Annotated in this window: 18 protein-coding genes; 5 read left to right on the forward strand and 13 right to left on the reverse strand. The window is 67.9% G+C overall.

Annotated features, from left to right (window positions below; all coding sequences use genetic code 11):
* Window positions 1–5: 5 nt before the first annotated feature.
* The 11 genes from OCS65_RS28190 to OCS65_RS28240 all read right to left on the reverse strand — a co-directional run bounded on the left by OCS65_RS28190 (window position 6) and on the right by OCS65_RS28240 (window position 10,544).
* Entirely contained in the window at window positions 6–1,511 is a 1,506-nt protein-coding gene (locus tag OCS65_RS28190; protein WP_263510464.1) for an SCO6880 family protein, read from the reverse strand.
* Window positions 1,508–3,109 (reverse strand): hypothetical protein, encoded by a 1,602-nt coding sequence (locus OCS65_RS28195; RefSeq protein ID WP_263510477.1) that lies wholly within the window; start codon window positions 3,107–3,109, stop codon window positions 1,508–1,510. Before OCS65_RS28195 ends, OCS65_RS28190 begins: the two co-directional genes overlap by 4 nt.
* Window positions 3,100–3,822 carry a DUF8175 domain-containg protein gene (locus OCS65_RS28200; RefSeq protein ID WP_263510465.1) on the reverse strand — a complete coding sequence of 241 codons (723 nt, stop codon included), beginning with the start codon at window positions 3,820–3,822 and terminating at the stop codon, window positions 3,100–3,102. Before OCS65_RS28200 ends, OCS65_RS28195 begins: the two co-directional genes overlap by 10 nt.
* A gap of 116 nt (window positions 3,823–3,938) precedes the next feature.
* On the reverse strand, window positions 3,939–4,544 hold the full coding sequence (locus OCS65_RS28205) for a DUF8175 domain-containg protein (RefSeq protein ID WP_263510466.1): 606 nt from the start codon (window positions 4,542–4,544) through the stop codon (window positions 3,939–3,941).
* Window positions 4,541–4,915: a hypothetical protein gene (locus OCS65_RS28210; RefSeq protein WP_263510467.1), complete on the reverse strand. Its 375-nt coding sequence runs from the start codon at window positions 4,913–4,915 to the stop codon at window positions 4,541–4,543. The genes OCS65_RS28205 and OCS65_RS28210 overlap by 4 nt, the downstream gene beginning before the upstream one ends.
* A 13-nt stretch (window positions 4,916–4,928) precedes the next feature.
* A complete protein-coding gene (locus OCS65_RS28215) occupies window positions 4,929–5,222 on the reverse strand; it encodes a hypothetical protein (protein ID WP_010596728.1) in 294 nt (97 codons plus the stop codon).
* Between the two features lie 28 nt (window positions 5,223–5,250).
* Window positions 5,251–5,823 (reverse strand): DUF6668 family protein, encoded by a 573-nt coding sequence (locus OCS65_RS28220; protein ID WP_263510468.1) that lies wholly within the window; start codon window positions 5,821–5,823, stop codon window positions 5,251–5,253.
* Window positions 5,820–6,593 (reverse strand): hypothetical protein, encoded by a 774-nt coding sequence (locus OCS65_RS28225; protein WP_263510469.1) that lies wholly within the window; start codon window positions 6,591–6,593, stop codon window positions 5,820–5,822. Before OCS65_RS28225 ends, OCS65_RS28220 begins: the two co-directional genes overlap by 4 nt.
* The gene (locus OCS65_RS28230; RefSeq protein ID WP_263510470.1) at window positions 6,590–7,660 is read right to left on the reverse strand and encodes a DUF8176 domain-containing protein; all 1,071 of its coding nucleotides are present in this window, start codon (window positions 7,658–7,660) and stop codon (window positions 6,590–6,592) included. Before OCS65_RS28230 ends, OCS65_RS28225 begins: the two co-directional genes overlap by 4 nt.
* Before the next feature lie 102 nt (window positions 7,661–7,762).
* Window positions 7,763–8,887 carry an insoluble domain protein gene (locus OCS65_RS28235; protein ID WP_263510471.1) on the reverse strand — a complete coding sequence of 375 codons (1,125 nt, stop codon included), beginning with the start codon at window positions 8,885–8,887 and terminating at the stop codon, window positions 7,763–7,765.
* Between the two features lie 37 nt (window positions 8,888–8,924).
* Window positions 8,925–10,544: a cutinase family protein gene (locus OCS65_RS28240; RefSeq protein WP_263510472.1), complete on the reverse strand. Its 1,620-nt coding sequence runs from the start codon at window positions 10,542–10,544 to the stop codon at window positions 8,925–8,927.
* Window positions 10,545–11,451: 907 nt separating this feature from the next.
* Between OCS65_RS28240 and OCS65_RS28245 the strand changes: the two genes are divergently transcribed.
* The 3 genes from OCS65_RS28245 (at window position 11,452) to OCS65_RS28255 (ending at window position 14,393) form a co-directional block, all read left to right on the forward strand.
* Entirely contained in the window at window positions 11,452–11,910 is a 459-nt protein-coding gene (locus OCS65_RS28245; RefSeq protein ID WP_263510473.1) for a helix-turn-helix domain-containing protein, read from the forward strand.
* 167 nt (window positions 11,911–12,077) lie between these two features.
* The gene (locus tag OCS65_RS28250) at window positions 12,078–12,284 is read left to right on the forward strand and encodes a toxin-antitoxin system (RefSeq protein WP_139311051.1); all 207 of its coding nucleotides are present in this window, start codon (window positions 12,078–12,080) and stop codon (window positions 12,282–12,284) included.
* Window positions 12,285–12,587: 303 nt separating this feature from the next.
* Complete coding sequence (locus tag OCS65_RS28255; protein ID WP_263510474.1) at window positions 12,588–14,393, forward strand: hypothetical protein; 1,806 nt, start codon at window positions 12,588–12,590, stop codon at window positions 14,391–14,393.
* A gap of 28 nt (window positions 14,394–14,421) precedes the next feature.
* Here the strand turns inward: OCS65_RS28255 and OCS65_RS28260 are convergent, their stop codons facing one another.
* Both OCS65_RS28260 and OCS65_RS28265 read right to left on the reverse strand, forming a co-directional pair.
* Complete coding sequence (locus tag OCS65_RS28260; RefSeq protein WP_263510475.1) at window positions 14,422–15,420, reverse strand: GAF domain-containing protein; 999 nt, start codon at window positions 15,418–15,420, stop codon at window positions 14,422–14,424.
* 89 nt (window positions 15,421–15,509) lie between these two features.
* Window positions 15,510–16,868, reverse strand: a complete 1,359-nt coding sequence (locus OCS65_RS28265; protein WP_263510476.1) for a cytochrome P450 — start codon at window positions 16,866–16,868, stop codon at window positions 15,510–15,512.
* Between the two features lie 1,008 nt (window positions 16,869–17,876).
* Between OCS65_RS28265 and OCS65_RS28270 the strand changes: the two genes are divergently transcribed.
* Both OCS65_RS28270 and OCS65_RS28275 read left to right on the forward strand, forming a co-directional pair.
* Window positions 17,877–18,593, forward strand: coding sequence for a ParA family protein (locus OCS65_RS28270; RefSeq protein ID WP_029540292.1), 717 nt, complete (start codon window positions 17,877–17,879; stop codon window positions 18,591–18,593).
* Window positions 18,586–19,104, forward strand: a complete 519-nt coding sequence (locus OCS65_RS28275; RefSeq protein ID WP_263510395.1) for a hypothetical protein — start codon at window positions 18,586–18,588, stop codon at window positions 19,102–19,104. The genes OCS65_RS28270 and OCS65_RS28275 overlap by 8 nt, the downstream gene beginning before the upstream one ends.
* Window positions 19,105–19,110: the final 6 nt, after the last annotated feature.

Raw genomic sequence — 19,110 nt, forward strand, 5'->3', positions numbered from 1 at the left:
CGTGTTTAGTTGCTGAGGAAGCTGGGAATGGTGGTGTGGTCGGGGGCGATGACTCCCACGCCGAGGGAGGCCGCGAATGCTGCGGCCTGCCAGCACCAGGAGCGGCGGATCGTCAGGCGGCTCTGACGCGAGAGGTCCTCGATGAGGGCGTCGATCTTCGGCACATCGGCGCGCCCGGCCGGTTCGGTGACGGTGACGAGCACCCCGAAGCGCACCATGCCCGCACCGCGGGCCTGCTCCATCCGGGCCTGGGCGGTCGCGGCGACCTCGATCTGCGACTTCGCCGAGGCGATCGAGCCGTTCTTGAGCGAGCCGCCGTGCGCTTCGGCCATCGCGTTGCGGTAGTCGCGGTCGGCGATGTCGGTCGCATCGCCGGCCGAATGCGGCCGGTAGAGCACCGACACCCGCTTGAGCGGCACCGCGTCGTTCGGAGTCAACAGTCGCGCCAGGACTCGTTCGGTCACCGCGCCCTTGGGAGCTTCGCGCATCTCCCAGGTCACCGACACCGCGCCGTCGTGGACGTACTTGCCGCCGTCCGGGCTTTCGAGGGCGGTGCGCGGGCCGCAGTCCTCCCAGGTCAATCCGGTGCCGTCGCCGGAGTGCAGGCCGGTCTCCACGTCGACGAGCGAGGCCGGATCGTAGGAGCGGCGCACGAACGCCATGACCTCGTCCGCGTCCATCGGTGAGCACGGCACCCCGGCCCGTGCCGCCGCCGCGGTCAGGGCGGGCAGCCGCCGGCCGAGCTCGACGGCCTGCTCGGAGGGATCCTGCCTGCGTTCGGCGGTCTTGGCCTCGAAGGTGATCGCGATCCGCGCAGCCAGGCGGATACCGCCCGTGGTCAAGCCGGTGGCGAGCTGGTAAGCGGCATCGCGGGCCAGCTGCGGGGCGTCGGCGCGGGTGTTCTGATGCACCGTCTCGTAGAGCTCGATGCCGGTCTCGGGCAGGGTTTCGACGGTGGTGACCACCGCGAGGATGTCCGAGGTCTCCCCCGCCGCGGACAGGAACTGCGCCCAGTTGCCGACGTAGTGATCGATCACGTCCTGATCGACGGCCTCCGCGCCCTGCGGGTAGGCGTCGAAGACGACCGTGTAGGCGTTTTTGCTGGGCATGTGGATCATCCCGAAGGTGCGCCCGTCGGAGTCGATCCCCTCGTAGAGCTCGGTGTCGGCGAGCACACCGGGCAGCCGGTACGCCCGCCCGGGAACGCGGGAGAACGTGCCCGAGGCGTAGGTGTGCTCACCGCGGCGGCGGCCGCGCCAGAACTGGACTCGCATCAGTGCCCTTTCGTAACCGGAACGCCCGTCGCGGGAGATGACTAGGGGGATGAAGCAGGCGATCATCGGGATCGCCAGCAGCACGGTGACCTTCAGGCCGAAGAACAGACCCGTGATGATGACCAGGGCCGCAGCCGCGATCGCGGCGATCGAGGTGCCGAAGGTGGCACCGAGAATGCCGGTCTCCCGAGGCCGGCGCCAGTTGCCGTAGGTGTTGTAGGTCTTCTCCTCGCTCACTGTTCGAAGCCCCCTCGGTGGAACTGCGGACCGGCACCGGACGCCACCGCGGCCGCGGCCGCCGCATCACCGGAGGATCCGCCGCCGGGAGTGCCGGAGGTGTTGCCGCCGGGCTGACCATTCCCGCCGCCGCTTGGGGTGCCCGAGGAGTTGCCCTGCGGAGCCGCGCCGGCACCGCCACCGGAGGGGGTGCCCTGCTGGTTGCCGGCCGGTCCCCCGCCTGCCGCACCGAAACCGGACGGTGCGCCGCCGGTCTGGGCGCCGCTGGGCGGGGTGCCCATGCTCGTCGACGTCGACGTCGACGTCGACGTCGAGGACGTGGTCGCCGCGCCGGACGCTGCGCCACTGGCACCGCCGGTGGCGATCATGCCGCCGACCTTCGCGCCGACCGCCGCCGCACCGGCCGCGGCCGCCATGCCGCTGCCGCCGCCACCGAGAGCGCCGACATTCGGGACGATCAGCCGCATCAGCGCCGGGAGCACCAGGGCCGCGGCGCACAAGGTGATGACCCCGGACAGGGCCATGAACCCGTCCCCGTTCTCGGGATCGGTGATCGTCGGGGTGGCCTCGAGGAACAGGATCGCCGAGACCCCGATCACGAACGCCCCGACCGGTTTGACCAGCAGGAACGCGATCGTCCAGGCCAGCATCTTCTCGAACGCCTGGCTGCCGACCTTCGTGCCCCCGGCCGCACCCGCGATCGGCAGCGCCGCGGCCATGAGCACCAGGATGCCGGTGCGCAGCAGCATCAAAAACGCCATCATCAAACCGCCGAGCATCCCGATGAGGCCGATCAGGAACAGCAAACCGACGCCGGCCGGACCTGCGTAGAGCTGGATCGTCACCATCGCTTCGGCCAGGCGGGACGGATCGGAGCCGACCGCGCTGCCGAGGAACCACGCCGAAATCTGATCCGACAATCGGGTGCCGAGCACGATCATCGTCGTGGCTCCCCCGGCGAGCACCGCAGCGCGGGCCAGTTGTTTCAGGCCCTCTTCCGAGGTGTCGCGGATCGCCCCCGATCGGGCCAGCGCCAGACGCCCGCCGAGCAGGATCAGCGACAACGACAAGGCGGCGACCTGGATGTAGAAGGTGTAGTCGTTGACCGTCGCGACCGTGTCCTGGAAGGTGTCCCCGTCCATCTCGGTGCCGGTGATCCACCACCCGAGAGCGAACTTCAACACCGCCACACCGGCATTGCCGATCCACAGCGCGGTCTTTTCGACCGCGCCGGCAGCGGCGTCATTGATGCCGTCCTCGATCGCGCCCGTTCCGGCATCGACGACGTTGCCGGCTGCGTCCAAGCAGCCGGGAACGTCGACATCGGTGGTCAGACTGACGGCCCCGCTGAAGGCAGCCGCAAGAGGGTTGGCGCAGCTCAAGGCACCGGCACCCGTTTCCAGCCAGTCGAACCCCAAGTCCTCGTCGCCCTGCTTGTCGACTTCGGCACTGTCGATGCCGCCGCCGGACGAGTCCCCCGAGGGCTCGGTCTCCTGGGCGAAGGCTGCACTCGCTGCGCCGATGCCGACGGCCGCGACGGCGCAGAGCACAGCGACCAGCCGGAGAATGCCGGTGAGCAGACTGCGGTTCACCACCACTGCTGCCACCCTTCGGACGACACCGGCTCGAACCCGCCGCTCAAGGCCGTCGAGTCCAGTTGGACAACCCAACCGGTGCCCTCGCGCCACACCACCGGGATCTTCAGTACCTCGACCTCGGTAGCCCCGTTCGACCGTTCGACGCTGGCGCCGAACTTCACCAGGGTCAGATCAGGATGGAACGACACGTTGACCATCGGCGACGCTGTAACCGCCGTGTCGTCCGGCATTCTCAATCCCTCCAACAGCACGGCCGGGTCCGACGAGTGACCTGCTTCCGCGACCATCCCGGCGCGGTTGTCTCCACTGATGAGGTAGGCGACGTAATGGGCCGCGGCCAGCGCCGCTCCCTGGGCCGTGCGGGCGAAGCCGGTGGCCACACCATTGTCGGTGAAGCCGGTGGGGCCGTCGGAGGTCGAGAACGGCAGGTCCATGTTGCCGTGGATGCGCTGGAGCATCACCCCACTCGGTGCCTGCTCGACCGGCCGATTCGTACTGGCGAGGGTCTCGGACAGGATCACCCCCCTGGTGTCGAGCGGCACGTAGACAACGCGATCGAACTTGCCGAAGACGGGTTCCGGCATGAACTGGAGGTCCTCGAGTCGGGCGGTGGCCCCGTTGTCGGTAGTCGGATCGAGCGATACCAGCAGTTCGGCGTCGTCGCCGCGGAAGAGCATCACGATGCTCAGCACGAGACCGACGACGACGATCACGGCCACTGCCGCCAGCCCGATGGTGAGTTTCGTTGCCGCCGAAGACCGCTCGTTCTCGGTGTCCTCGAGTGAGAGTGTGTTCGTGTCCCCGGCGGGGCCGGTGGTGTGGGGTTCGGTCACTTGCGGGTCTCCTCGAGGTCGACCAGTTCCGACGGCACGCCGTCGAGAGCGGTGATGGTGGCGGCGGTATCGCTGGGCAGGTTCAGTCGCCAGTCCCCGTCGATCCACACCACCTGGGTGGTCGAGGATGCGAGCGAGTCGTCGGAGAACCGCTGCACGACGTCGACGGTGGCGGCGGTGTCGCTGTAGTCGGCGACGGTGTAGCCGACGATGGTCGGCACCATCTCGGGGTCGGTTCCCGACATCTCCACCAGCCCGCGGTGGGCGGCGTACAGGTCGCGGCCTTCCCCGGGGGCGGCCACCCCGGACAGAATCGTCGGCCAGGTGCGATCGGACGCGGTGGCCAGCTGCACCGACTGGGTGATCGCCGCCAGGGCCGCACCCTGCGGGGTGTGGCTGAACCCGGCGAAGGGCTCCCACTCACCGCCTCGCGGTCCGTCGGTCGTGCCGATCGGCACCTCGATGCCACCGACGGTCACCCACCGAGCGATCTGCGGCGGATCGGTCAGCGACACCGCGGTCTCGGTCGTCTCCGAGTCTCCGCAGCTCACGGCAACCAGCGCCACCGCGACCACCACGGTCCGCGCCCACCGACGCATCATCGTTCGTTCTCCTCGCTATCGGATTGCTGCTGTTGCTGGAGCTGTTCGAGCTGCTCGATGACGGTCGGGGAATGACCGCCGCCGAGCTGGTGGGCTTGGGGCCCGTGTGCGGTGGCCAGCAGGATCGTGGCGAGGGTGGCGGCCACACCGCCGGCGAGGAGCGCGCCGATGTTCGCCGCAACGAACTCGGCCGCGGTGGGGGATTCGAGGCCGGCGCCGTGCTTGTGGTCCCAGGCCAGGCGTGCGCCGACGAAGATCACCTTGGCCACGCACAGGGCGAAGACGATCCAGGCCGCGTAGCCCAGAAGCGTCTGGAGACCGTCGAGAACGTCGGGGGGCGGGCTGACCACGCCCTGGGCGGACACCTGCATCGCTGACCCCGCCTTATGCCGCGCTGGTGACGGCGCTGAGGATCTGGTTGGCGGAGATGGCGACGATTGCCCCGACGAGGGAACCGACGAGCATCTTCGGTGAGTCCCCCGAGCCGTGCTGCCACTTCTCCCACGCGAACTTCCCGCCCGAGAAGATCAGGGCCGCCACGCACGCGAGCGTGACACCCCACAGCAGCCAGTTCAGCAGCTTGAGCAGGCCGTTCGCGCCCGGCGGCACCTCCGGGTTGATGTCGAAATTCACGGCGCCTTGCGCGAGAATCGCGGTGTCCACGACTGTCTGGAACATGCAAATGTCCTTTGCTCGAAGGTGCTGGCTACTGCCCCGACCACAAGGTCGGCAGAGCGGATTGGATTGCCGTGACGATGCCGACGCCGGCAGCGATCACGTCCTCGGGAACGGCGATCACGGCTCCCTTGGTCTGAATCGGCACGCCGTCGAGGGCGCGCCAGGTGGGCAGGCTCGACCGGGCCGCCGAGGCCAGGAAGCGATGCCAGCCGATCGCCCAGTGCGCAGCCACCGCGCCGGTGACGATCGCACGCAGCTGACGCACCTCCTTCGGCAGCGGACCGGGCGCGTTCGCCACGGTGACCAGGCCGAGCAGCTCGCACACCAACCCGCGGTTGCGGTGCTCGAGGATCAGATCGTGGGCGCTGGACAGGCCCTGGATGGTTTCGCGGCAGACCACCACCACATACGGCGATTCGATCTCCCGGGCGTCACCGCACGGCCACCGATGCTTCGCGTCGTCGGCGAAGCTCCAATACTGGGCGAGGGTGGAGACTCCCGCCCCACCGTGTGCGCCGAGCAGCCAGACCGCAGGTCCGGGAGTCGGTACCGGGTACGGCTCGATGCGAGCGTCGGCGCTGGTGTGTTCGCGGATGCTCATGCCAGCTCTCCTGTGCCTGCCTGCTGGTCGGTATCCTGGTGGCCGGCCTTGATGCGGCCGAACGCGTCGAGCACATCGGTCCAGGCGTCGATCGAGGCGACCGACAGGTGCCGGTGATCGACGGTGCCGGGGCGAGCCAAGGTCGCATCGAACGGCACTTCCACGAACGCGGCGACCAGCGGGGACCGCGCGTCGCGGATCGGGGTCAGATCGACCACGCACTGCGGGAGCTGATGCGAGATCGATACCACCGTGCGTGGGAGCACGCCGCGCCCGTAGGTGCCGACGAGCCATTCGAGACCGACACGCATCCGAGCCAACGGTTCGGCACGAGGCGCCGTGGCGACGACGATCGCAGCGCCCGCCTCGATCAACGGGGCCAGACGACGTGACCGCACGGCGGTGCCGACATCGTGGATACGGGCCAGATGCCGGTCGGCGAGCAGGCTGTCCACCAGCACCGAATCCGAGGATTCGCCGTGGCCGACGACGACGGCCCCGGCGCTGCTGAGCACCATGCGGGAGCCGAGCTGACGGATCGCCCGCGCAGAATCGATCGGTTCGACCCCGGCGCGGTCGAGCAGGTTCCCACCGCCGAAGGTTCCGTCGATCGCGGCGACGTCGGCGCCCAGGCCCAGGCGCAGGGCGGTGGCCAGGCCGAGGCAGGTCGTGGTCGCGGCCGCTCCCCCGGAGCCGGCCACCACGATGGTCGAGAGGTGTTCGGGCTGATCAATTTTCGGGCTACGACGCAGCGCGACAACGTTGGTCATCGGTTCTCCACGTTCGCGATCTTCAACCCGCCGTCGGCGGGCAGGGTGGTGATCCACTGCCTGTGGATGCCTTCGTCTCCCACGGGCGGGAACTTCAGCAGCACATCGACCGACCAGCGGTTCGGATCCTCGGTCGGCAGCACGCTCACGCAGTGCTCGGTCCCGACCGGCACGGCGTCGATGAAACTCTGAATATCGCTGCCGGGCAGGACCATCAGGTCCGCGACGGCCTTGCCGTCCCGCTCGACGTAGTAGGCGTGCTCGAATGCCTGGATCACCGCAGGGCCCGTGTCGCGGCCACCGGGACCGTTGCCGACGACCCGATCCGACTCGGTGACCGGGGCGCACCACCCTGGGGCCGCGGATGCGGTCGTGGAGGTCGTGATGGTGGACGAGGACACCACCGTCGGCGAGCGCAGCGGCGGCACCTGCGGTTCGTCGGTGGTGCCCGTCATCGCGGTGACCACCGCCGCGGAGACCACCGCCAGCACCGCGACACCGCCGCCGACGAGCATCCAGGTGCGGGATCGATCGGGGCGGACCGTCGCGGCCGCAGAGGCGCTGTCGGTGACCGGCCGGGCGGTCGTCTCCTCGACGACCTCGACCGCAGCCGCAGCCGGAGCAGCGGCAGGGGCCAGGCGGGTAGTGCGGGCACGGCTGATCGCGGACTTCAATCCCCCACGGGTGCGTTCGGGGATCATCAGCGGGCCACGGGGGATGTGGGCGCGGACCCACTCCGGGGCGCCTGCATAGGGATCGACCTCGGTCGCCGCATCGCCGTGGCCGGCAGGGCCGTGGGCTGGGTGATCGGCAGGATGGACCGGCGCCGGGTCGGTATCGACGGTGGTCTCGGCTGCGGATTCGGCAGCGACGATCGGTTCGAGGTCGGTCTGGATCACCGACTCGTTGTCGGCAGGCTGTTCGGGGACGGAGGCCGCATCGACCGGCTGGAGGTCCGATTTCGGCACCACCGCGGCGTCGATGGTCTCCTCGGGGATCGGAAAGTGCACCGATCCGGTGTCGGTGTCGTCGGTCGGAGTCGGCTCCGGCCCGTACCGCTCGGTCACGTCCGGGAAGAGTTGTCCTCGATTGCCGGTCGACAATGCATCCTCCGTCGTCGGGTGGTGGGGCGGAGCTACCCGCCCCCACCGGCGAGATGTTCGGGCAGGTCAGGCCGGGTTGATACCGTCCGCGGCCGCGGTCGAGATCATCTCGGCGGCCGTGCCGAGCGAACCGCCGAAGAACGTGGCGAGCACGGTGTCCGCCCCCGCGACGACACCTTCGCCACCGGGCTGGACCTTCACCCACTCACGGACCTGCGAATCGACCTGCGGAGCGCTGGTCACGACGCTGCGCACGGCATCGGCCGCGGCCTGCCCGACCGGACCGGAGGAGCGCCACTGCTCGACCGTGGAATCGGTCTGCTCGGTGAGCGCCTCCTGATGCACATCCGGCAGCTGCACCTCGATGGGCTGGCCCTCGTCGTCACCGGCACCGAAGGCGGTCCCGGCAGCCAGACCGACCGCCCCACCGACCACCGCACCGGGAACCGCGCCGACCGCCCCGCCGATCGCTGCGCCCGCCGCGGTCCCGGCCACACCGGTGGTCACCGCGGGCAGCACCGGGATCGGCAGCGGCACCACACCACCGGCCGCAGCCCCGGCGATACCGCCGATGGTGCCGCCGATCAGCGCGCCGGGAACCGCCCCGGCCGCAGCCCCGGCCGCGGCACCGGCCACCGTCGCACCGATCTGCGCAGCAGCGACCCGATCGGCACGGCTGGCATCGACACCGACCGACTTGTAGAACGTCGCCACCTCGGAGCGGATCAGACCGGCGGTGTTGTTGGTGCGCTCGCGGTCGTCGTCGGTGACCCAGTTCGGCTGGTTGAAATGGACATCGCCGATCATGATCTTCTCGGGCGGAGCGAGGTAGATCGGCTCCGGGGGGACCGGCTGCGGCGCCCGCAGCGCCAGCGGGTCGATCGGCGGCGGGGCGCTTTGCCGCTCGTAACGGTTCGTGTCGTAGTTGTAGTCCGGCAGCGGCGCGTACTGACGCTGCTGCGCCGGAGGCGGGGTCCAGTAGATCTGCTTGGCCGGAGGAGCCGGGGCCGGCTTCGGGGCGCTGGTGGTGCCGCCCTGGGTGGACGGGGCCGGCGTGGTCACCCCGCCCTGCGAGGGCAGCTCGACCGGAGCGGCCGAGGCCAGCCCCGACCCTGCTGCCACGATCGCCACGGCCGTGGCGGGCACGACGCTCGCCTTGGCGATCCGCGAAGCCCTGCGATGTCTGCTCATGATCGCTTCTCTCTCTCGTGTGTGTCGGGGCGTGGAATCAGTTGAGTGCGGCGGCCGAGACGCCGCCCTGCTCGAGCACCGTCGGCCCCGCCTCGACCACATGCGTCGTGGTCACAGCCGGTGCCGAGGTGGTGGAGGCGACCGTCTGCGACGGCGTGGTCGAGACGGTCTCGGAAGTGGTCGTCGGCCGCGTCGGCGTGGTGTTCGGGGCCGTCGGTGTGGAGGTCACCGTCTTCGCCGTGGTCGCGGACGTGGACATGGACGTGGAGGACGTGGCGGCGGCGAGGTCGGCTGCCGCCGCAGCGAGCCAGGCCGCAACGAACCGCGTCGGGGCCTGCCCGCTGGCCATGGCCGGGACCGACCCGTAGGAGCCGTGCTCGGCGGCGACGTTGCGCAGCGTCGTCGTCGCCACCAGATCGAAGGCATCCCGGTTGGCCTTGACCTCGTTCGCCACGACCTCGAACGCCTGGCGCACGAGCCGCTGTGAGGTCGCCGGCGGAACCAGCTTGGGCAGCACACTGACCGTCTTGGCGGCGAGCACCCCGAACGCGGCCGCGGGGTTGGCCAGCCCGACCGCCGCGACCGCGGCGATCGTCTCCGGGGTGAGCACCTTCTTCGCGACCGTGACGGCCGCATTGAGGCCGATCAGACCGACCTTCATCAACGCCGCGGTCACTTCCTGCCCGGTCGGGGGTGTCGCCCGCGGATCGGAGGCTTCGGCCAACCGCTGCGAGATCGTCTTCTTCGGCTGGATCGACACCGAGTCGAGGGCGTTCTTCGGAGCCTGCACGTCCTGGTTGACCATGTCGACGGCGGTGGTGAATGCGGTCGAGGCCAGTGCCCGGCCGACCGTGGCGACGGCGACGAACGGATCGCCGCCGACCTCGACCTGCCCGGCGACGTTGACCACCGCCCGCACGATCGGGGCGTTCGCGGGGGCGTCACACGCCAGATCCCCGGTCTGGCACCAGGACGAGACCCGGCCCGACAGGGTGCCGTAGTCCTCGGTCAGATCGGCGACAGGCCCGATGCCGCCGCCTTCCGGGGCCACGAACGACACCGATGCCAGGCTTTCGACTGCCTCACCCGTGGTGCCGGGGACCGCCGAGGGCGAGGTCTGCGAGGTGCCGGGGAACAGCCCCGATCCGGCGCCGCGGGTCGGTGCGCCGAACAGGGCACCGGCCGCGACCGAGCCGGCCGGGACGACCCCACTGCCCTGGCCGACCGAGCGCAGGAAGTTCGAGGCCGCATGAGCGCCCTGGGAGTAGCCGACCACCGCCAGCTTGGTCGACGGGCACGCCGAGAGCACCATCTCCGCAGCCAGGGACAGGTTCTCCTCCCCCTCGGTGACCGACTCGACGTACGACCGGCTACCACCGGGGGTGAGGCCGCCGAACGAACCCGGATACGGGACGTAGGCGCGATCGACGCTCGCGCCCAGTTCGCGGGCCTGGTCGAGCATCGGCCCCATGATCTTCGAGAGCATTCCGGTGTCGACCTTCACCGGTGCATCCGGTGAGGACTCCGTGGTGCCCTGCATCCCGAGGACATACAGATCCGGGCACCCATCGACCAGCCCGTCGAGCCAATTCGTCTGCGCGTGCACCGGGACCAGACCACCCACACCAGCTATGACCGCAGCCGTGGTGACGGTCATAGCCAGGACTCTTTTGCCCCAACATTTCATTTCTCTCCCTCCCGAACAGCCGTTTCCCGATGCCAGCAGTCACCCCTGTTTGTTCCGAGGCGGGAGTGTCGATAGCCCGATACGGTGTAAAACCGCCTTCGGAGAATGCAATTGCTTCGGCACGAGGGCACATGTGCGCGTTGTCGTTGGGATGGCCAGGACGTGTTCCGGGTTGACGGGCCCCGGATCGGTCGCCTTCGCCTGGATCTCTTCGACAGTCGCGATGGGCACTCGACGCAACGACTGCGCGGACTCGTGTGCGTGGACGGGCTCCCGTGAGAGCCCAGTTCACCGACAAGTTTGGCGCTGGCCAGGAACTTATGCAGCCTTTGCTGGTACTGGGCACGACGTCGCTGTTCGCGAACGGGGGGTACGACGAGGACTTGACTGCCCTCGGGATTTTTGGAGTTGAGCGGGGCCGCTGGCCCCAGGTCGACGGAGCAGCGACGACCTGAGGCCAGCGGGCGCAGTGGACGCGGCGCGAGGGGTCGCCGGCCACAGTTCGGGAGCGGGTACGACCGATGGCGCCCTTCACTGAGTGTTGGGCGCAGGTGTTCGGCACTCGGTGGTACGCGCAAGTTGATTCCCCGGGGTTCCGTAGCTGGCTTTGGGTAGAGCTCCGCCATCGCGTCAGTGCTACGTCCGAGGCCGACCACGACAGACCTCGGGAAACCCCCGGAAGGGGCGCGAGCGGATCGTAGACAGGAGCAGCGGGTTTGTGCAACACGGCAGGCCCTCCCTTCCTCGACGCAGCACCTTCCATGCGGTTCCTCGAATTAATCCGTAAATTAGCACCTTATAATTCTAAACACTAGTGGTTCGAGTGGGCGGGAAGGGGCGAGACAATGAGCGGCGACAGGAGGATCCAGGGCAGGGAGTGGAGTTGGCTCGAAGCGGCATACACGGCTTCAGTGGGGCTCGCCTGCGCAGATACCGCCAAGCGCTCGACATGACGATGGCTGACCTCGCTGATGCCGCGGAGGTCTCGGAAGCGACCGTCTCGGCTTGGGAGACCGGCCGGGCCGCCCCCACACCGCCGTTGTTGAAGCGCGTGGCCGACGTCTTGCGCATCACCGTCCCAGACCTTGCTCCCATCCAGGAAGGCCGGATGACGCTCAGTGATTTGCGCGCTCTGGCTGGTCTCACGCAGGCGGAAGCGGCCCGAGCGCTCGGCATTTCGGCCACCGTGCTCGGGCGCATCGAGAAGGGCCGCAAGGACTACGACAAGGATCGGGTGGCGAGCATGGCCAAGCTTTATGGGGTGAAGTCTTCGGTCGTTAAGGCCGTCTGGGAGCGCGACCGTGCGACACGCCAGGAGTACATCCGGCGCCTGTAGATTCCATCACTAAAATAACGCCACATGTGTGCTTCGATCAGTTGAGGGTCGATGTTGCACTGGATGACTTCTGTTGCGAACTGGGGGCGTGTCGCTCCCCCTCTTCCGAACCAACCTGGGACAAGATCAAGGGCGTTCGGAAGCAGTGACGAGGAAGGGCCGACACAATGCCTACGCCAAGCAAGGGGCCGCGCAAAGAAGTGAAAACCCGCGTTCCGGAAGACGTGCGCGAAGTGCTGGAAGTGATGGCAGCCAATTCCGGTGCCAGCTCACTCAGCCAGTACGTAGCGGACCTTCTCTCCAGCCTCGCCGGCCGTCCGGACCTTGTACGAGAAATCCACCAGGAAGTGATGCCGATGCCGCTCTCCGCATAGAAAAGTGCGGCGGAGTCCTCCGCCGCACCAGCACATAGCCGAAGCGGTTACCACAACTGAAATGCGAAAACCCCCGGCGGGCAGGCCGAGGGCTTTCGTCTGAAGTTGGCGAGAACGAGTTGGCGCTCGTTCTCGGTACCGCATATCCCCGAAGGGACTGTCTTGCTGGACAGGTCTCAGGGTACATCGCGCCCTGAATCAGAGCCAACGATCGCTGCGCGTGTCGCCACCTTCACCGGTGACACCTCACCGAATCGTCGCCTTTTCGACGTGTGCACGCGCCGCTGGTCGCCGCGTGCCCGAGTGCGGATCGACCCGGATCGCACTCACACGTACGCCACCACGATGGCCATGCCCAGCCAGGCGCCCGGATTTCCGTGGGCGATCTACCTGGCCGGCGCCGACCATCGCTACCGCCTGCTGGCGTTCGACCTCGACAGCGGGCGCCACGGCCCCGACGCCGCCCGCACCGATGCCGATCGGCTGGCCGCGCAGCTGGCGGAGCTCGGTGTTCCACACCTGCGCGCGCAGTCCGGGCCCACCGGCGGGCAGCACCTCTGGCTGCGCCTCGCCGCCCCGGGCGCGGCCCCCGACGACGTGCGTCGCCTCGCCCACGCCCTGCGCCAGCACTACCCCAGCCTCGACACCGCCCCCTTGACGAACCCCGCCACCGGCGCCGTCCGCCCTCCCGGGGCACCGCACCGCCGCGGCGGGCAGTCCCGGCCCCACCTGCACGGGGCCGCCCTCGACGCCGCCCTGGCCCGCCTCGACACCGAAGTCGCGCCGGAGGTGGTGGAATGGTTGCTCGCCCGGCACCCGCACTCCGCCTCCCCGGACCCCCACTGCCGCCACACCGGGCCGGTGCGCATCGTCGATCCGGCCTCCAATCCCCGCCTGGACCGACCGCGGCGCCGGCTCACCGACACCACCCGGGCCCTCCTGTCCACGGTTCCGGCCCCCGGAGCGGACCGCTCGGCCCTCGTGCACAGCATCTTCCTGGGCATGGCCCGCGCCGGACACACCCTCGCCGACGCCCGGGCGGCCGCCGCCACCGCGCCGGGACTGGTCCGGCTGCGCGAGGACCGCGCCCGCGGCCGCGAGGACACCGACCGGCAATGGCGCCGCGCCCTGGACACCGCCGCCGGCTTCACCCCCACTCCCCCGGCCACGCGGGCCCCGGTCGACGACGAACTCGACCGCATCGAGGCCGCCATCGGATCCGACCCGGCGCACTGGGCCCGCCCCGGTGGCGCCAGCGACGAACGCATCCTCTACGCCCTCGTCGCGGTGGCCCGCACCGCCCGCACCCGCACCGTCGACATCGACTGCCGCCGACTCGCCCAGGCCGCGGCCGTCGACGCCTCCACCGTCTCCCGGCGTCTGCGGGTGCTGGCCCACGAGTCCTGGGTGCGATGCGTCCGCACCGGACGCGGAACCCGCGCCGCCACCTGGCAACTCGAACTCCCCGACCCGGCGGCACCACACCCCGCTGCAACACAAGGGGAACCCGCCCCCGCCCCGGGGCCCCCCTCCGGCCTGCTGCACCACCACACGCACGATCTCTGGGCGCACCGGTCCGGGTTGGGTGCGGTGGCTGCCCGCATCCACTGGGCTGCGATTTCGGGAAAACCCTATATTTCCGGAGAGGGCAGAAATCCCGTCGAGGTGGCTGCGCTGACCGGCTACAGCCTCGCCACCGTGACGCGGACCCTCTCCGCACTCGTTCGCCTGGGCGTGCCCACCCGCGCGAGGACCGATACCCCCGCTCTCCGGGAGCAACTCGATCGTGCCGCCGACCGTGTCGGGGCCTCGGGTGTCGGGGCGCAGCGGGTCCTCCGTCACCTTCTCGATCGGGAGTTGCACCGGTGGTGGATCGAAGAGCAGGAATGGCGCTGCCGACGCGGCAAGAAGACCGGTGTGCCCCGCACGGTCTCGCTGACCATCGCCCTGCCGATCGACGCTCCCGCTCGGCTGCGGTACGGCCGATTCCCGGTGACCGACACCGGCCGCGCCGACTATCGTGCGGCGCGAGCTGTGGTAACCCGCTTGTGCTCTCCTGGTTGGAATTCCACGAGCAATCCAGTTCGGCAGGATGGGAAGGCGGCCTGACCCACCCTGGCTCTCCAACAGGACCGAATCAGTATGAGTCGTCCACGCGGGCGATTTGAGCCAGGAGGAGCGCGGCATGAGGCGGCCGATCCGGCAACTGGAACGGCCGCAATGTCACCGCGGCCTTGACCCAGTCACCATCTCCCGCATTCAGCCGCACGAGATCGCCGGCCTGGGGAACCTCACCGCTCTCGACTCTCCGAGCATTCGCTTGCAGACTCGGCAGATCCTCGGGATGGACGACGGGACCGGTGACATGCGCATACTGCCACTCCACCCACTCCGGAGCCCGGCCGATCCACATCGCGATAATGCCTCGCCGAGCCTCGAACAGCGCGACATGGACATCGGCACCTAACAACCCCTCACGCAGCCCAAGAGCAGCCAACGATGGCATCGACGGCGGATATACATCGGACACGTCGTGATACAGCACCCGGACACCAGAGCCGTCTTCCATGGGGCGTAACACGACCTGCCACTGCATCGCATGACCGTGGTCGTGCCGAACCGAGAACCACGTGCTCAGCACTCCCCCGGACCGCGGATTGAGCACCAGATTCAGGAATTCGGCCTCGTGCTCGAAGCAGATCGCTCGGTTGATGTAGTCGGCAGGGGTCGCTGTGGGAAGCCAATCCTGGAGCAACGTACCGGACATCGCCCCCGACTCCCACGTCTGATAGATCAGCATCTCCTCGACCATCCAGGCCACACCTGAGGTCAGACGCCGCCTTCCCAGCTCCTCCCCTGGCTCTCCCACCCACAGATGGATGCCGTGCACATCGCCGAACGGGCCGATAATCGGCCAGGCATAGAACCGCCACGTCTGCCGCATCTTCTTCGACGACAACACCCGATCGAACGGTTTACGGACTTCCCGGACGTACTCCACGATCGGCTCCACCGGGATGTCCGGTGCGGGCGAGACTTTCCGGCGGAGCGAAGTCATGTCCTTAACTTCACCATCCGAGGCGACCAGCGTCGCAATACCCTCCACGAGCGTTTCGATCAAATGCCATGAACCCATCGAAGATCCCCCTCTGTCTCGACCTGATCTCGATGCGGGGAGGCAGTGTAGCGAAAACCGACTGTTCGACCGTTAAGTGGGATCGATGGTCACGCTCGGACGTGTAGCGCCAGCTGCAAGCGCTCGGGCCGGATCGTCAACAACTCGGCCACCGACAGCTCATAGCCCGGCACCGGCGCGACCTCGAAACGAGTGAGGATCTCCGCCAGCGCCAGGACCGCCTCATGCAACGCGAACTGCCGGCCGATGCAGGCCCGAGCCCCTACCCCGAAGGGCTTGTAGGCGTGGGCCGGACGGGCACGAACGGCTGCAGGCAGGAACCGGTCGGGGTCGAAGGTCTCGGTGTTCTCGCCCCACAGCTTCGGGTCGCGGTGCAGTGCCAGCAACACCACCAGAACCGTCTGGCCCTTTGCAACCGGGTAGCCGGCCAGCGTCGTGGCCGTCCGGGCCTTGCGGAAGAACGCCGGGCCGGACGGCCACAGCCGCAGTGTCTCGTCGACGATACGGCGGACATAGCGCAGCTTCGCCACCTGCTCGAACCGGAGCGGGCCGCTGCCGTCGCGCACCTGGGTTATTTCCGTCCGCGCTCGCTCGACCATCTCGGGATGCAGCGACAGGTAGTGCAGCGCGAACGACAGCAGACCTGCCGTCGTCTCGTGCCCGGCCACCAGGAAGGTCAGCACCTGATTGCGGATACTCTGATCCGACAACAGCTCACCGGTCTCCGGGTCCGGGTGCTCCAGCATCCGCTGCAGCAAGTCGTCCTGCCGCGGTGACTGGCCGTGGCGGCGTGCCGAGATCACCTCGTCGACGGTGCGCTGCATCAGCGCAATGTCCTTGGGATGTTGGCGCAACGCTTTCCACCCGAAGATCTCCCGGAGGACCGGCAGATCGTTCGCCGACTGCGACACGAACGACAGCGCCCGCGTCATCGACTCGACGAACGGATGCCGACCGGCGGAGAACGAGTCGAAGCTGTACCCGAAGCCGGTGCGTCCGATGACCTCCAACGTCAGCCGATTCATATCCGAGGAGACGTCCACTGGACCGTGGGAGGCCTGATCGGCCCAGTATTGGCACAGCCCGTCGACACACTCGACCATCACATCGTGATAGCTGCGCATCGACGGCTGGCTGAACGACGGCATCAGCACGTTGTGTGCCTGGGCCCAGGCCGGCTCACTGTTGAACGCGGTGAACAACCCGTCCCCGGCCAGCTCGCGCAGGTTGCTCACCGGTGGGACGACCGCCTTGGCGAACCGGGACTCGTCGAACACCTCCGCGGCCGCGTCCCCGCCCCCGACGACAACCACCTTCTTCCCAGCGATGTTGATCTCGAACACATCCCCGAGCTCCCGTACGAACTGCGCCTCACGCTGTACCGGCCGCCGAGGATCGAGACGCAACACATCTCCCAGCAAGGGCAGCCGCCACGACGGATGCGGCATCGCTTCTCCACGCCCGGTCTCAGCTTTGACGCGGACATCATTTGAGGCTTGCTCCCCCGCAGAAGTCATGACCGGAGTCTGCCGCACCGCTGTGCCGATCGCAGAATCGGTCGGCTGGTATGACGGAGGAAGCGACGGTTACGGCCAAGTCGGGTGAGGAGGGTTCGTGGCGGATCCATCCCCTTGAAGCACTGCCGCTGAACCAACGACGGCTCGCTCAGCGGGGGTGTCACGCGTTGTAGCGCTACAACGTCGTTGCGCAAGGCGATTGCTGGGGGCGGAGCCGCTATAGCGCTTGCACGTCGGAGCGTAACGCCGGTAATCCGCCCCGATGGGGCGGACATCGTAGTTATAGCGCTATAACGGCTAAACGCTAGAACGTTGTCACGTCATGCCGTTACCATGGCTGAGCGTCAGAGCGCTACGATCTTGAAGCGTTGCAGAGCTACAACGCCCTGGCGATGGAACGTTGCAGCGTTGGAACGTTGCTCCGCTACAACGGTGCAAGCAGTGCAGTGGGCTACTGCGGAGTTCTCGGCCGAGCCTCGGGAAACTGCTGGTCGCCCGATGTGTTCAGCAAGTATGAGTTGTAGCGCTACAACGTCGTTGCGCAAGGCGATTGCTGGGGGCGGAGCCGCTATAGCGCTTGCACGTCGGAGCGTAACGCCGGTAATCCGCCCCGATGGGGCGGACATCGTAGTTATAGCGCTATAACGGCTAAACGCTAGAACGTTGTCACGTCATGCCGTTACCATGGCTGAGCGTCAGAGCGCTACGATCTTGAAGCGTTGCAGAGCTACAACGCCCTGGCGATGGAACGTTGCAGCGTTGGAACGTTGCAGCGTTGGAACGTTGCTCCGCTACAACGGTGCAACGTTGCAACGGCGTGGCGCTACGACGTTGCAGCGCTCCGACGCTTAGCGTTTAGAGCGTGGTAGCGCTGCACGCTGCAGCGCCCCAATGCACCGACTCATTGCACCCAGTGCAACCGACGAAAGGCTCCATGCAATGGCCAAAATCATCGTTTGCCACTCCCGGAAGGGAGGGGTGGGAAAGACCACGATGGCGTACGAGTTGGCTTACGAGCTGGACGCAGTCCTGGTGGACTTGGAGTACGACGGGGGCGGCGCCACCGGTAAGTGGGGGGATCGGCCTCTCGACCGGGCCCGCATTCCGATCCTCGATGCAATCCGCACCGGCAAGACCCCCAAGCCGTTGAACGGCTTCAAGAAGCCGCGTCTGGTACCTGGGCATCCCGACCTGTACGACCAGGCGCCCAGCGAAGATGCAATGGCGGATGCGCTGGTGCAGTGGGCGGGGGAGTGGGACACGGAATGGGTCGTCGTGGACACGCATCCAGGTGCAACAACCCAGGCCCATGGTGCACTGTCCGTTGCAAATGTCGTTCTTGCGCCGACTCCGTTGCGGAAGCTGGATCTCGATGCAACTGAGCAGCTCGTCGACGAGCTCGCCGACTACCCCCTGGTCATTTCGCCGACAATGGTGCCGGCGGCACCTCCGGGAACGATGATCGACCGTCTTGCGCGGATGGTTGACGGCACGCCGGTGCAGGTTGCGCCTCCGGTTCCCCATGCCGCCCGGGTTGGCACTCGGACGAAGCGCATTGCAATCACCGCTGAGGAACCACCGGCCAAGCCGTTGCGGGCTTTCGCGGCTGCAATCACCGATACCGCGAAGTTCCTCCAGGAGTACGTCAATGACTAACGGACTCGATGCCTTGCGGCAAAAGAACAAGCGTGCCGGTGGGCGCACCATGCCGCCACCGCGGCACAAGCCCCGGTCGGTTCCGGTGGAAATTCCCACTGATTCCGAGAACCCGACCAAGTCCATTGCGCCCCCCGTGCAAGAGATCCGACCGTCTACTTCGGACGCTGCGGCGGCCCACTTGGAGCAAGCGGCGGCGCAGACCGTCAACGGCCGGGAACCGGCGCCCGCGTTGCCTGCCTCCGAGTTGCCGAAGGCAGCGCCTCCAGCGCCTTCGGTAGAAGTGGACGAGCTAACAAAGTCGACGATCTATCTGGACGCCGAGACTGACCAGTTCCTGGAGGAGGCGATCTATCTCGGGCGGAAGCAAAAACCACGCATTGATTCCCGTAGTGCGATCGTTCGTTTTGCACTTCGTGAGTTGGCCTCTCGCATGTCCACCGAGCAGGTGATCGCCGCGATCCGGGCAGGTGCGCCTGAAACTGGCAATCAAGGAAGACCTCGACTCTAGCTTTAT

It is taken from the genome of Rhodococcus aetherivorans, assembly GCF_025722975.1.
Lineage (GTDB): Bacteria > Actinomycetota > Actinomycetes > Mycobacteriales > Mycobacteriaceae > Rhodococcus > Rhodococcus aetherivorans.

Bases quoted from the DNA above. Each gene is read 5' to 3' on its own strand.
- OCS65_RS28235 (WP_263510471.1), bottom strand. From the start codon at position 8,887: ATGAGCAGACATCGCAGGGCTTCGCGGATCGCCAAGGCGAGCGTCGTG.
- OCS65_RS28205 (WP_263510466.1), bottom strand. From the start codon at position 4,544: ATGATGCGTCGGTGGGCGCGGACCGTGGTGGTCGCGGTGGCGCTGGTT.
- OCS65_RS28275 (WP_263510395.1), top strand. From the start codon at position 18,586: ATGACTAACGGACTCGATGCCTTGCGGCAAAAGAACAAGCGTGCCGGT.
- OCS65_RS28270 (WP_029540292.1), top strand. From the start codon at position 17,877: ATGGCCAAAATCATCGTTTGCCACTCCCGGAAGGGAGGGGTGGGAAAG.
- OCS65_RS28260 (WP_263510475.1), bottom strand. From the start codon at position 15,420: ATGGGTTCATGGCATTTGATCGAAACGCTCGTGGAGGGTATTGCGACG.
- OCS65_RS28210 (WP_263510467.1), bottom strand. From the start codon at position 4,915: ATGCAGGTGTCCGCCCAGGGCGTGGTCAGCCCGCCCCCCGACGTTCTC.
- OCS65_RS28250 (WP_139311051.1), top strand. From the start codon at position 12,078: ATGCCTACGCCAAGCAAGGGGCCGCGCAAAGAAGTGAAAACCCGCGTT.
- OCS65_RS28215 (WP_010596728.1), bottom strand. From the start codon at position 5,222: ATGTTCCAGACAGTCGTGGACACCGCGATTCTCGCGCAAGGCGCCGTG.
- OCS65_RS28225 (WP_263510469.1), bottom strand. From the start codon at position 6,593: ATGACCAACGTTGTCGCGCTGCGTCGTAGCCCGAAAATTGATCAGCCC.
- OCS65_RS28220 (WP_263510468.1), bottom strand. From the start codon at position 5,823: ATGAGCATCCGCGAACACACCAGCGCCGACGCTCGCATCGAGCCGTAC.
- OCS65_RS28265 (WP_263510476.1), bottom strand. From the start codon at position 16,868: ATGCCGCATCCGTCGTGGCGGCTGCCCTTGCTGGGAGATGTGTTGCGT.
- OCS65_RS28240 (WP_263510472.1), bottom strand. From the start codon at position 10,544: ATGACCGTCACCACGGCTGCGGTCATAGCTGGTGTGGGTGGTCTGGTC.